Below are 13,745 nucleotides of genomic sequence, written 5' to 3'. Positions count from 1 at the left end.
CCCTGCACGAAAGACCAATCATCCAACAGTTCAACCCCCTCGCTTATCCTAATAATGAAGAAGCCTTGCCGTATGATCAAGAAAAACCGTATTCCCGACTTGAAACGTCTCAACTATGCTCAAAAATATTGCCTCGGCAAAACAGGGAAACTCATGCTCGATACGCGTATGCTGTCTCCCGGTTCACGCATCGGGCTCGCCGTGTCCGGTGGCGTTGACTCCCTGGTTCTCCTTTATGTGATGTGGCTTCGCCGCCGCATTCTCCCATTTTTTCATGAGCTTATGGTCCTCCATATCAACCCGGGCTTTGATCCCAAAGCACATGAAGCGTTGCTTGGTCTCACCGGAGAACTCGGCCTGTCTGCCCATGTTGAAATTACGGATTTCGGTCCACGAGCGCACAGTGATGAGAACAAAAAAAATTCGGCCTGTTTTTACTGCGGAATGTTGCGCCGCAAACGTTTGTTTGCTCTCTGTCGTCAATACAATTTGACGCATCTGGCTTTTGGCCACACGGCAACCGATCTCGTGTCCACATTTTTTATGAACCTGTTCCAAACTGGCCGTGTCGACGGCATGTCGGCAACGGAACCGTTTTTCCACGGTCGCCTCCAGGTCATTCGCCCCATGCTGCTCGTTGAAAAACCCATGATTATCAAGGCCGCACGAGCCTGGGAACTTCCTGTCACCGAAAACGTATGCCCGTCGGCTCATTCGTCAACCCGCTCGGATGTCGAAAACTGGCTTGAAGATGTTTTTCACCAGGCACCGAGAAAGAGAACAAATGTTTATAACGCCTTGCGCAAATGGCAACTTGCGAAACACCTTGTTCCCAGGGAAAAGACGCCGCCCGATGAGACGACATCCTCATAAGTCTCGACAAAACAGCTTGACGGGACCAGAGGTCTTTTTCACAGTGTGCGTACGGAATCAGCCATAGACGCAACCGTTCAACCCCCGAATATCATGTTTAAGCCCTATAGATTTTTCATATTCTCGGAAAACGATCCGACAATGCGCCCCGCGCGGCTTCATATACGATTCTTTATGTTGCTCGTCCTGGTGTTTGCCGGGATTGTCGCGTTAAATGTCGTTTTGTATAATAAGCTGACCAAGTTCGACGCGGAGCAAGAAGAGCTCGCCTTTATGCAGCATGTCAGCCAGGATCAGAAACGACAACTGATAGGCCTCAATGACAAGATAGAACGACTCGAAGACGATCTCATACGCGTACGCCATTTTGATTCGACATTACGTCAGCTTGCCAATCAAAGCCCCGCTCAGATTGCGCATACGTCAAAACAGACTGGTAGTCCCGATGGGTTGACTTTATCCTTTCAGGAAACCTTGTCTGAAGACGCCAACACGTTTTTGCGCAACGTCGTTATGGAACCCAATCTTGTTCCCGTAGATCAAACGAGGATATCGGCGACGCTTTCTCTTGCCGACGCTTTTATGGAGGCTACCCCAAGGCGATGGCCCGCCAAAGGACGCGTCACATCACCATTTGGACCTCGATTGTCTCCATTTACGGGGAAAAACGAATTTCACAAGGGACTCGATATCAGTGCGCCTCTCGGAACGCCGATCATTGCCCCTGCGCAAGGCGTTGTCATATATGCCGGTGTTGATCCGGAATACGGCGCCATTATTATCATTCGCCATAAACGCGGTCTCACGACAACATATGGGCATCTCGACAAAATTCTTGTTGAGCAAGGAGAAACCGTCAAGCCGGGAGGACTTATCGGTTTTGTCGGCAACTCCGGCAAAAGCACCGGACCTCACCTGCATTACGAAATTGTTTATGCAGGACTTCCTGTCAACCCGCTCTATTTCATTAAAGAACAGGCCACAACACCGTCCGTACCCAACCTGGAAACAACCGACGACTCGGCCTCATGAAACGAATTCACGTGGTCTTTTCCGCGAGTCTGGCCCGCACTTTGCTTAAGGATTAGTCATGGACCTGTTCCACTTTAATCCGCAAGAATTTTTTAGCTTTCTTCTAACGGCAATGCGTATCAGCATTATCGTTTTCATGTTGCCGTTTTTCGGAGCAAGCAACGTTCCCAACCTTGTCAAAGCTGCCGCGTGTTTCATTCTCTCGCTTGCAGTCTGGCCACAACTTTCGTTTCCGGGAACTGTGATGCCAGCCCACCCATTCGATCTCGTTCTGATGCTGCTTGGTGAAGTTATTCTCGGTCTTGTGCTTGATATTATTGTTCGTTTTCTCTTCGCCGCCGTGCAAACAGGAGGACAACTCATGGGGTTTCAAATGGGATTTTCCATGATGAATGTCATTGACCCCATGACCGGAACATCAGAAGCGATTACGGCACACTACCTCTATCAGGTCACTGTATTGCTGTTTTTATCATTCAACGGACATCTCTACTTACTTCAAGCCTTGGCGCAAAGTTTCCAGCTTGTTCCTCCCGGTGGACTTTTCATCAATCCCATTCTTGGTGAACGTCTGCTTGAATTCTCCGGGCTTATTTTTGTCGTCGCCGTACAAATTGCAGCGCCTGTTGTTGTTGCCACTTTTCTTGTCGACCTTGCCTTGGCGCTGGTCGCACGGGCGGCTCCTCAAATGAATGTCCTTTTTGTCGGTTTTCCTCTCAAAATCGGAGTCGGCTTTTTATTTCTTACACTTGTTTTCTCGATCATGGGGCGTTACGTCGCCGATTACATCATTGATCTCGGCCCCATGTATCACACCATTTTCCGACTTTCCTCCGCCCCCTAACCTCAATCCTCCCGAGCGCTGAAAGTGCCCGGCAAGAGACAATTACCATGTTTGGCCAACAGGATCCGAGCAAAACAGAAAAAGCCACAGATAAGCGTCGTAAAAAAGCGCGCAGTGACGGCTCGGTCGCCAAAAGCCAAGACATGCCGAAAACCGGCGTGCTTATCATCGGAACGATTGCGTGTTATTATGCTATTCCGTTCATGTACAAACAGTTTTATGAGCTCTGGCACTTTTTTTGGAGGGACTCGTTTACAACTTCGATCAACAAAGAAATAGTCTACCAATTTTTTCTTTACTCATCCCAGAAAATTGCTTTTCTTGTCCTTCCTATTCTCATTCCCATTGCTTTTGCGGCATATTTTCTCGTTCGTCTGCAAGTCGGTCAACTTTGGACAACAAAAAATATGCAACCCAAGTTCGGGAAAGTGCTGAATCCTATGGCGGGATTGAAGAGACTCTTCATCAGCCCTGAAAATATCATTCGAATGGGAAAACAATTTTTCCAAGCTGCAATCATCGCCATCGCTCCGTATATTGTTCTCAAACGCGAATTCAACAATATCCTTCCCCTGTTTTATCAAAACGCCTCCGCTATCGCGCAGTATATCCTTTGGACCGGCTTCATCATGGTTGCCTATACGTTCATCCCTCTGATTCTTCTCGCTATCGTCGATACAATCTATGCATTCTGGAAATACAGTGAAGACTTAAAAATGAGTAAAGACGAGGTCAAAGACGAGCGAAAACAATTGGAAGGCGACCCGCAAATCAAAGCTCAGCAGCGGCAAAAAATGATGGAGATGATGCAAAAACGCATGATGGAACAGGTTCCCAAAGCCGACGTCATCATCACCAACCCCACGCATTTCGCTGTAGCCTTACAATATAATCCGCTCATAGCACCTGCTCCGCTGGTCGTCGCCAAAGGGGTGGATCACCTCGCCGAGCGCATCAAAGAAATCGCTCGAGAAAACAACGTTCCTATCCGAGAAAACAAAGCTTTGGCACAAGCCTTGTATAAGAGTGTACAAATTGGGGATATTATCCCTGAAGAGCTCTACCAGGCCGTGGCCGTCATTCTCTCTCAGCTCGCGAAATTCAAGCGTAGAAAGAAATAACGGACCATCTGCCCGGAAACCTACGAGGTGTCAAAAATATGTCTCAAGCGAAAACGGCGCCAAGATTCAATTACCAGCAGTTTGCCAAGCAAGGCGATATCCTGCTTGCCGGTGGTGTGATCGTCATTTTATTCGTGATGCTCATCCCCATTCCACCCCTCTTTATCGATATGATGTTGACGCTGTCGATTTCAACAAGCCTGGTTGTTCTCGTCACAACCATGTTTATGAAATCACCGCTGGAATTTTCCATCTACCCGTCACTTTTGCTCGTCACCACTTTGATGCGACTGGCATTGAACGTCGCCTCGACACGTCTCATTCTGCTGCACGGCGACGAAGGCCCTCAAGCGGCCGGTGAGGTCATTCAGTCCTTCGGACAATTCGTTGTCGGCGGGAACTACATCATCGGTTGTGTCATCTTTCTCATTTTGTTCTCGTTGAACAAAAAGGTTATCGTTTCCGGTACAACTCGTATCGCTGAAGTTGCAGCCCGCTTTACCTTGGATGCCATGCCTGGGAAACAGATGGCGATTGAAGCCGACCTTAACGCCGGCCTCATCGACGAACCGGAAGCAACTCGTCGACGTAACACGCTACGTAAAGAAGCCGACTTCTACGGTGCCATGGACGGTGCGGGCAAGTTTGTTCAGGGGGACGTCACGGCCACCATCATGATTACCGGCATCAACATTGTCGGTGGCTTCCTCATCGGGGTGCTGCAAAATGGCATGAGTTGGCAGGACGCCGCACAAACCTATACCCTGCTGACCATCGGTGACGGGCTCGTCTCTATTATCCCGTCCATCATCATCTCCACATCGGCCGGTTTCATCGTTTCACGTGCCGCCTCCGAAGCCAAAATGGGTGAAGAATTTCTTGCCCAATTGACCTACCATCCCAAAGCATTACGCCTGGTCTCGGGTATGCTGATTATTTTTGGTATCATCCCGGGCATGCCGACGATTCCGTTCTTGTGCTTGAGTGGCCTGCTCTTCTTTCTGGCCAGTATCACCGCACGCTTTCATCAAGAAACCGAAGAGCAAATGGCTCAAGCCGAGGCCTCGCCGATTCCGGAACTTGAAACACCTGCCGAAGTTCAAGCTTTGCTGCCGCTTGATCTGCTCGAACTCGAAGTCGGTTATGGCCTTATCCCGCTGGTTGACGAAGATCAGGACGGCAACCTGTTGGCGCGTATCCGGTCAATTCGGCGTCAATTCGCACTGGATATGGGGATAGTCGTGCCTTCGCTGCACTTGCGCGACAACCTCCAATTACGTCCCGGTCAATATACGGTACTGATCAAAGGCAACGAGGTTGCTTCCGCTGAAATCCTTATCGATCATTACCTCGCAATGGACCCGGGCGATGCCAAACATCGCATCCAGGGTGTGGAAACACGCGAACCGGCCTTCAACTTGCCCGCGATTTGGATTCCTGCGTCGCAGAAAGAAGAAGCCATGCTCGCCGGATACACCGTGGTCGATCCGTCGACGGTTATCGCAACGCACCTGACCGAGGTGTTCCGTCGCAATCTGCACGAATTTCTTGGCCGTCAAGAAACACAGGAACTGCTCGACAATCTCTCCAAACGCGCCCCCAAAGCCGTGGAAGAGCTTGTTCCCGGCATTTTGTCTCTTGGAACAGTACAAAAAATTCTGCAGAATCTCGTCAAAGAAAACGTCTCCGTTCGAGACTTGCTGACCATCGTGGAAACCATGTCCGACTATGGTCCATCGATCAAAGACCCGGATCAATTAACGGAATACGTTAGAAGCCGTATGGGCCGAACGATTGTCAAACCGTATCTCGGCAGTGACGGCACTTTGCCTATTCTCAACCTGTCACCCGCTGTTGAAAAAGCGTTACAAGAAAGTATTCGACAGACTGATCATGGCGCGTATTTGGCCATGGAGCCCAAATTAGCGCAATCTATTATCCAATCTGTCAACAAAGCCGTGGAAAACGCGCTTGTAACAGACGGCCAACCGGTGCTATTGACATCTCCTGTTGTGAGGCCCCACCTGTCTCAGCTGTTGAGCAGGTTCATTCCCAACTTGCCCGTAGTCTCCCAAGCGGAGATTCCGGCGGAGATTCGATTGCAATCTTTGGCAAACATAGGATTACCAAATGCGGGTTAAGACCTTTCGCGGTCCCGACGCCAAAGCGGTTCTTTCCCGGATTAAAAGTGAGCTTGGTCCGGAAGCCGTCATTCTCAGCAATCAAACGGTTGTACAGGATGGTCAGAATATTTGCGAAATCATGGCCGCCTTGGACACGCCAGCGCAACCAGCGCCTGGCGTGTCTCGACCGATTGTTCCACCACCGACTGAAACCCGGAATGACCCGCCACGGCGGCGTCAACGGCAAGTCGGTTTTGGTGACTGGCATACGGAATGGCTGGAAATCCGTGAACACCTTTTGGCGCTTATCAAACCACAGATCAACCTCGACCAACTGAGCCCCAGGCAGCGTCTTGCATTAGAGTATCTTGAACGTGAAGGTGTTGACCTCAATGTCATTCTGACTATCTTTCGAGAAATTCAGTATGATGCTGAAGCTTCAGTTCTCCCTGTTTTGGGGCGTCTTGTCGGTATTCGCGGTTTTACCGACGAACAATGGCCCCAAAAAATGCACGCTTTGGCTGGCCCACATGGTGCTGGTAAAACAACCACCATGCTACGGCTCGCGTTGAAATACCACCGTGACAACCCAAGCGCTCGAGTGTGTCTTGTCAACGCCGACGCCAGCCAGGGAAAAGGCCGCCTTATTCTTCGACATTATGCTGATCTTTCCGGGCTGCGTTTCGAGGAATTTCACGGGGCTGACGATTTTCAAGATTTACTGTCGCGCCAAGACGAATTCGACAAGATTTTTTTTGATCTGCCTGGCATGGTTGCCCGTCAAACACTTGACGTCTGGCTTGAAGAGCGCGGCATCAATAGCGAAGATTTTTGCGTTCATCTCGTCCTCAACCCCTACTATGCCCCGAATCAGCTCAAGACATTTGCCAAAAAATATCAGACTTCAATGCTTTCCAGTCTTATCTGGACGAAACTCGACGAGTCATGTTGCTTTGGCAGCCTCATCAATATGGCCTTTGTCACCGGTCTTCCGGCTTCGGCGCTCGGTTTCGGTCCTGGCTTGAAGAATACCCTGGCGCCCGCGGAAAGTAATACGTTCTGGAAGCTTATTTTCAAACATCAGCTTCCAGACACACAAAGCGTTGATGCCGGCGAGACGGCCTGCTAACTGGGCAGCGCCGTACAACAAAGGACGTCACCATGCATATGGATCTCCCACTCGTTTTTTCAGTCACATCAGGCAAGGGCGGTGTTGGTAAGACCAACATTTCCGTCAATCTCGCCTGTGCTCTCAGTGAAATGGGACATAAAGTCGTGCTCCTGGACGCCGACCTTGGCCTGGCAAACGTTGATGTTCTGCTTGGCTTGGCTCCCAAGTACAATCTTTTCCATCTGTTTCACGACGGTATGGATATCAAACAAATTCTGTTTGAAACGCCTTATGGTTTCTCCATTCTTCCAGCGTCTTCCGGTGTAAGTGACATGTTGACGCTTTCTACCGGACAAAAACTGGATTTATTGGAAGCAATGGATTACCTTGAAGGAAAGATTAATTATCTTATTGTTGATACAGGGGCAGGCATCAACGACAACGTGCTTTATTTCAACTTGGCTGCTCGGGAACGTATCCTTGTTTTGACAACAGAACCGACTTCGCTTACCGACGCCTATGCGCTCGTGAAAGTCATGCATTTGAATCATGACGTGAACCGGTTTCGAGTACTGGTCAACATGGTCCCCAATGCGAAAGAAGCAAAGCTTGTCTATGAAAAGCTTTACTTGGCATGCGACCACTTTTTGAGCGGTATATCCCTTGATTTTGTAGGATACATACCAAGTGATCCCGAAGTACGAACGTCGGTACTGAATCAAGTGCCCTTTTATTACGAGGCCCCAGAGTCACCGGCAAGTCGAAACATACAGGAAATAGCCAAACAGATTACTTCATGGGAAGTGGCCTCCAAGCTCGATGGCAACATTAAATTCTTCTGGAAAAAGCTCCTCTTCCAAGAGCAGTCCCTGGTCTAAACTCGAAAGCGGCGAAACGCCGTGGGAAGAGTTTGATCTTCGGCAGCGGCAGGAAATCGTCGCTCACTACTCGCCGAAAATCAAAATTCTCGCTCTACGTTTAAAGAGTAAACTTCCCCAAAGCATCGAGCTTAACGAGTTGATCAGCGCCGGAGCATTGGGTCTTATGGAGGCTCTAGGGCGATTCAACCCCGAACTTGGCATTAAATTCGAGACATATGCCGAAAATCGCATCAAAGGGGCTATGCTCGATGATTTACGACGAATGGATTGGTTCTCACGCAGTCTGCGACAACGCATACGCACGCTTGAAGAGGCCATTCGTACAATTGAGAATAAGAATCAGGGGCCGCCAAATATTGAAAAATTGTCCGAGCTGACGGGATTTTCAGAGAAAGAAGTCACAGAAGGACTCGAAGCACTCCAGAATCAGCTCTGTGTGAGCCTTGATTCCATAACAGAGAATGTATCGTCCTTCAAAAAAGGCCAAGGCGACAACGAGCCGTATACCTATGCGGCATTTAAAGAGCTTGTTGAAAAACTTGCCCATCTCATCGACGAACTCACGCCACGGGAAAAACTTGTTCTTTCCCTCTATTACGGCGAAGAGCTCAACATGCGGGAAACATCGGAAGTGATGGGCATAACCGAAGGCCGGGTATCCCAACTCCATTCCCAGGCCCTCTCGAAGCTCAAAGCGAAATTCCAGGCGCAACACGGCATTTCGTCGACATGACCCCGTACCGCAGTCCAATCCCGCATCGGACGCGGCAGACCGAATAACAGACGGTACACATCATGGCAGACGACGACTTTCCTTTGTCCGACGACGAACTCACCAAAGCCAAACTCGACGATAGCGAACTCAGCGAAGAGTCGCCAAAATCTTTGCAAAAAGTCGAGCTTGACTTGGACGATGCTCCCTTTCTTGAAGAAGAGGAGGAGGAGCCAGAACCGGAAGAGCCTGAAGTTGAAGAGCCTGAGCCCGAAGAGGAAAAAGCGCCGGTTCCATTCTGGAAGCGAAAAAAGATTCTCCTCATTTTGCTTGCCCTCCTCCTTCTTCTCGTTGGATCCGGGACATATTATTTTAATTTTGTTTCCATCGACGTAGCTCCACCGGATTTGTCATCCGACGAAAATACTCCCACAGAGACGGAAGCACCGACCGAGATGGCGACAGGGACAGAAGCAACCGCCGAAACACCAACTCCGCCACCGCCTCCGCCACCGCCTCCGCCGGAGTATGCGGTTGACTTGGAACCATTTCTCATTGAACAGCGTGATCCCAAAGGACCATTACGCATTCTTGGTCTCAAGTTTTCTTCGAAAACAATCGACCCCAATCTGGTTGAAGAGATCAAACAAAAAAATATTATCTTGCGCGATGCCGTATATTATTATTTAAAGAACAAGGATCTCGTGTTTCTGACGAACGATAAATATTCACAAACGCTCAAGCAGGATATTTTGACCGTGATGAACCAATATCTTGCGACAGGCCAGCTTGATACCATTCTTATTGAGGAGTACGTGGTGCGCTAGTATGTCGAATATTAGTATTCCGACGCTGATCAACCAGCTCCCCTATGCCCAAACGGTATTCAACGCCGAGCTGCTTCAACCCCAAATGCAGCAGGTTCTGGCTGGTCAATTTGCCTTACAAAAGTTGCAGAAAGAGCATTCTAAAATTCAAAAAGCTGAAGAATCAGCTGAATCGAAAAAAGTGAAAGGCGAAAAGGAAGATGGTGGTAGTGGCCAAGCATTCCAACACGCTATGTCACAACAGCATGAAGCACCGACTGAGGATGGAGCAGAATCAACCTCGCAGTTCGCGGCACCCTGGGCTGGCAATATTGTCAATTTGCGCATCTGATTCGTAAATCAAACAATGTATTAGTTATTGCCAAATATCTGTCAACATGAAATATACCCCTCATGTCCCTTATGTCCATTGATGCGTGGTTTATCTCGCTACTTACACTGTCAGAATTTGTCATTCTGGTTTTTCTCATTCTCTTCTTCGTCCGACTGCGCAAATCCGAAGACCTCCTGAACAAACTTCAGACCGATCAATCCTCGCTCTTGAAAAAGATCGATTTGAATTCGCGCATCGAAGAAGAGCTTGTCGCGTCGTTCCGGCAACGCCAGGCAGAACTGGCGGAGCTTGATCAACGACTTGAAGAACGACGAGACCGACTCCTTGAAATTCTCAAACAAGCCGAAGAATTCTGCCGGTCTCCACAGTTTTTACGCCAAATCATTGTGTCAGGGCACCGACGTGGCCAATCCATTCCTACCCTGGCCAAAGCGACGGGACTCAGCCGCGACGAGGTGGAACTCATTCTCGAACAGGCGCGAGGAGAATTATAATCCCTATACGCCTGGACAGGCACAGCCATGCGCATCGGTGATAAATCAAGCTACGGCCGCCGTCATGGTGGTCACCATCCCAATCAACGTGCACAGGCGTTTCGTCGTCGTTTTCACGTCGGCCAAACGCTTGTTGGTCGTTTTTTGCGTTGGGAACGCGCAGGTTTGGCCTGGATCGGCATTGCGGATTTGGAACTTCTTGCCGGCATCGAAGGAAATCCTGTTCCTGGAACACGTCTCGTCTTTCGGGTTCTTCAACTTGAGCCCGACATCATTCTGAAAGAACTCCCGCAAAAACCGGGGTCGGCCTTAACGCTGAAACACGAAGCCATCTTTTTTTTTCAATTGCGGGATGCTCTGGAAACGAGACTCGATCGCTTGGGTCCAGGAAGTCAGCTTTGGGGCGGTTCGACACTCATTGCACGCCGCAGCCGTTTTTTTAAACTTGTCCGTACTATTCCGGAAGTGCGCGCGCTGCTTCGTGATATGAAATTGGCGCTCAAGCACATCAATGTTGGACTTCTCGCAGAACACCACGCGCAACTTCACTACGCCCCCTGGCATGCTCCTGGAGTATTGCGTCATGAATGCCTGATTCAACAGATATCACCTGGTCGCGAGGTTGAAGTTATTGAATTTGGGCATATCCCCGGATGCGGCGCAGTACAAATGCATCTTGTTTTCTCCGGCGACTCCCCTACCGTCAGACTTGAACTCGAACATCCAGACTCCGCCGACACGGTTCGACAGCACCTCGTCGATCATCATCTCCCCGGCTTTGCCATTGATCCGCAATCCATTCCAGTGTCCGCGTTGCCAGCAGGACGCGCTCGAGGCAATTTAGCCAATCGTGTCGCGCTTGCACCGCATCCAACACTCCGCCTCAACCTTAAAGTATAAATTCTACCCCGCCAGGATGCGTCAACATCTTGTCTTGTGCTATAGGCTGATGTAGCTCTGGCCCATCAAACTTCGGGAGTATGTCATGGCATATAAGGATTTACAGGATTTTCTCCATGCCCTTGAGAAAGAGGGTGATTTGGCTCATATCAAGACCGAACTCGATCCCTATCTTGAGATCGCCGAAGTCACAGACAGGGTCAGTAAAAAAACAGGCCCTGCTTTAAAATTCGAATCGGTCAAGGGTAGCCCATTTCCAGTGGTGACCAATGTTCTCGGCTCATACAAGCGTATGCACATGGCGCTTGAGTGTGAAGACCTCGAAGCGGCGTCGCATGAAATCGCCGAATTCCTCGAAGTCGAAAAACCCGACAGCATCGTCAAAAAGCTGAAACTCTTGCCGAAGCTTGACCGAGTACGCAAAGTATTTCCCAAAGAAGTATCGGGCGGAGTCTGCCAAGAAGTCGTCATGAAGGGCGATGAAGTCGACTTGACCAAAATTCCGGTACTGACCACCTGGCCCCAGGATGCTGGCCCATTTATCACGTTACCGGTTGTGACCACAAAAAATCCGGAAACCGGCATGCGCAACACCGGCATGTATCGCATGCAGGTTTTTGACAAGCGCACCACGGGGATGCACTGGCACCGGCATAAAGGATCGGCCTACCACTATCATCTCGCCGAAAAGCGCAACAAACCGCTGGAAGTGGCTGTTGCCATCGGCCCGGACCCCGTTGTCACCTATGCGGCCACAGCCCCTCTTCCGGACGAGCTGGATGAAATGCTTTTCGCAGGATTTTTACGACGCGCCCCCGTGGAAATGACCAAATGCCTGACCGTCGACCTTGAAGTCCCGGCTAATAGCCAGTTCGTTCTTGAAGGCTATGTCCAACCCAAGGAACGCCGTAATGAAGGGCCGTTTGGCGATCATACCGGCTATTATTCACTGGCCGATGACTATCCGGTTTTCCATGTGACCGCCCTCACGCACCGACGCGATGCCATTTATCCGGCAACACTCGTCGGCCCCCCGCCAATGGAAGACACCTACATGGGCAAAGCCACGGAACGCCTGTTTCTCCCCCTGATCAAAAAGCAACTCCCCGAAGTCATCGACTTGAGTCTGCCGTTGGAAGGGGTGTTTCATAATATGTGTTTTGTCAGTATTGATAAACGCTACCCCGGCCAGGCTCAAAAGATCATGTACGCCATATGGGGACTTGGACAAATGATGTTCACCAAGATGATTGTTGTGGTGGACAAAAATGTCGATGTACAAAACACGTCCGAAGTGCTGTGGCGCATGGGGAACAATGTCGATTTCAAACGTGATATTGTCATTGCCGAAGGACCACTGGATGCACTGGACCATGCAGCACCTCGTGCACATTTTGGCGGCAAGATCGGCATTGATGCCACACGCAAGGGACCGGAAGACGGCCACCACCGTCCTTGGCCATCGGCATTGCGTATGAGCAAAGACGTGAAAAAACGCATCGATGGACTCTGGAGCACTCTCGGCCTGTAATTTGGGAGAACGTCTGCACAAGGAGCGGCTATGCGACATAAGCTGATATGGCACGGGCATTCCAACTTCGTCCTGAAAACGCAGAACACTGTCATAGCCATCGACCCCTTCTTCGAAGGCAATCCGACGGCTCAAGCCACACCCGAGGATATCGGCGAAATTGATCTTGTGCTGGTGACCCATGATCATCAAGACCACATTGGTCAGGCCCTATCCATTTGTAAGAACACGGGTGCGTCCTTGCTGGCTATTGTAGAAACTGTAAGCAAACTCGTCGATGCCGGCTTGCCGCAATCTCAGGTTATCAACGGCATTGGGATCAATATTGGCGGGAGTGTGGAATTTCGTGGGATATCCATCAAGATGGTGCAGGCTGTACACAGTAGTGAATCAGGACTCCCCGTAGGGTACATCATTACTCTGCCCGATGGATATTGCCTTTACCACTCCGGTGATACGGGCATTTTTGCAACTATGGAGCTGTTCGGCAAATTTCACTCCATCGACCTGGCCATGTTGCCCATCGGCGGCACATTCACCATGGACCCACATCAGGCGGCTGTGGCCTGTCAGCTCCTTCGTTGTAAAAAAGTTATCGGCATGCATTGGGGCACATTCCCTGTACTTGAACAAGATACTACCGCCTTCGGCTCCTCTCTGGAAACCCTTGGCGTTGAAACAACATTGGTCGATCTGTCTCCATCAGACACAATCATCCTCGAAAAGGACAGCGACGACGACTGCCGCTGTTTCTAAAAGACCTCATGTATAACAATTCAGACCCGAGGAATGTACATTCTTCGGGTCTGAATTGTTATACGCTAAACCACCAATACAGATCATATTGGGTTCATTTGAGAGATTTATTGCTGGACAGATAGCCAATCATTTTTTATGTGATGCTATCTTGTTGTGTCCACAATAGCTTTTACTGTTTGTTTTATAAGTCAAAACAACGGGTT

General features: G+C 49.8%; 14 protein-coding genes. All 14 read left to right on the top strand.

The genetic code is table 11. The features are described 5' to 3' along the window. Positions 1–72 precede the first annotated feature (72 nt). The 14 genes from G451_RS0114030 (at position 73) to G451_RS0113965 (ending at position 13,539) form a co-directional block, all read left to right on the top strand. Positions 73–873 (top strand): tRNA lysidine(34) synthetase, encoded by an 801-nt coding sequence (locus tag G451_RS0114030; RefSeq protein WP_034642333.1) that lies wholly within the window; start codon positions 73–75, stop codon positions 871–873. A 174-nt stretch (positions 874–1,047) separates the two neighbouring features. Further along, on the top strand, positions 1,048–1,905 hold the full coding sequence (locus tag G451_RS29495; RefSeq protein ID WP_169727882.1) for a M23 family metallopeptidase: 858 nt from the start codon (positions 1,048–1,050) through the stop codon (positions 1,903–1,905). A gap of 58 nt (positions 1,906–1,963) precedes the next feature. Beyond that, on the top strand, positions 1,964–2,749 hold the full coding sequence (gene fliR, locus G451_RS0114020; protein WP_027184755.1) for a flagellar biosynthetic protein FliR: 786 nt from the start codon (positions 1,964–1,966) through the stop codon (positions 2,747–2,749). A 47-nt stretch (positions 2,750–2,796) separates the two neighbouring features. After that, positions 2,797–3,870 (top strand): flagellar biosynthesis protein FlhB, encoded by a 1,074-nt coding sequence (gene flhB / locus G451_RS0114015; RefSeq protein WP_027184754.1) that lies wholly within the window; start codon positions 2,797–2,799, stop codon positions 3,868–3,870. A 38-nt stretch (positions 3,871–3,908) separates the two neighbouring features. Continuing rightward, on the top strand, positions 3,909–6,011 hold the full coding sequence (gene flhA / locus G451_RS0114010; RefSeq protein WP_027184753.1) for a flagellar biosynthesis protein FlhA: 2,103 nt from the start codon (positions 3,909–3,911) through the stop codon (positions 6,009–6,011). Beyond that, positions 6,001–7,122: a flagellar biosynthesis protein FlhF gene (locus G451_RS0114005; protein ID WP_027184752.1), complete on the top strand. Its 1,122-nt coding sequence runs from the start codon at positions 6,001–6,003 to the stop codon at positions 7,120–7,122. Before flhA ends, G451_RS0114005 begins: the two co-directional genes overlap by 11 nt. A 32-nt stretch (positions 7,123–7,154) precedes the next feature. After that, positions 7,155–7,982 (top strand): MinD/ParA family protein, encoded by an 828-nt coding sequence (locus tag G451_RS0114000; RefSeq protein WP_027184751.1) that lies wholly within the window; start codon positions 7,155–7,157, stop codon positions 7,980–7,982. Continuing rightward, positions 7,924–8,718, top strand: coding sequence for a FliA/WhiG family RNA polymerase sigma factor (locus G451_RS0113995; RefSeq protein WP_027184750.1), 795 nt, complete (start codon positions 7,924–7,926; stop codon positions 8,716–8,718). The genes G451_RS0114000 and G451_RS0113995 overlap by 59 nt, the downstream gene beginning before the upstream one ends. Before the next feature lie 62 nt (positions 8,719–8,780). Further along, entirely contained in the window at positions 8,781–9,524 is a 744-nt protein-coding gene (locus G451_RS0113990) for a flagellar basal body-associated FliL family protein (RefSeq protein WP_027184749.1), read from the top strand. A 1-nt stretch (position 9,525) separates the two neighbouring features. After that, the gene (locus tag G451_RS0113985) at positions 9,526–9,855 is read left to right on the top strand and encodes a hypothetical protein (RefSeq protein WP_027184748.1); all 330 of its coding nucleotides are present in this window, start codon (positions 9,526–9,528) and stop codon (positions 9,853–9,855) included. Between the two features lie 71 nt (positions 9,856–9,926). Next, on the top strand, positions 9,927–10,352 hold the full coding sequence (locus G451_RS0113980; protein ID WP_027184747.1) for a hypothetical protein: 426 nt from the start codon (positions 9,927–9,929) through the stop codon (positions 10,350–10,352). Between the two features lie 27 nt (positions 10,353–10,379). Next, positions 10,380–11,252: a hypothetical protein gene (locus G451_RS32845; protein WP_027184746.1), complete on the top strand. Its 873-nt coding sequence runs from the start codon at positions 10,380–10,382 to the stop codon at positions 11,250–11,252. Positions 11,253–11,337: 85 nt separating this feature from the next. Further along, positions 11,338–12,783, top strand: a complete 1,446-nt coding sequence (locus G451_RS0113970) for a menaquinone biosynthesis decarboxylase (protein ID WP_027184745.1) — start codon at positions 11,338–11,340, stop codon at positions 12,781–12,783. Positions 12,784–12,813: 30 nt separating this feature from the next. Beyond that, positions 12,814–13,539 (top strand): metal-dependent hydrolase, encoded by a 726-nt coding sequence (locus tag G451_RS0113965; protein ID WP_027184744.1) that lies wholly within the window; start codon positions 12,814–12,816, stop codon positions 13,537–13,539. Positions 13,540–13,745 lie beyond the last annotated feature (206 nt).

Origin of the sequence: Desulfovibrio inopinatus DSM 10711 (assembly GCF_000429305.1) — a bacterium.
GTDB classification, from domain to species: domain Bacteria; phylum Desulfobacterota; class Desulfovibrionia; order Desulfovibrionales; family Desulfovibrionaceae; genus Alteridesulfovibrio; species Alteridesulfovibrio inopinatus.
This window is presented reverse-complemented; position numbering and strand designations above follow the sequence as displayed.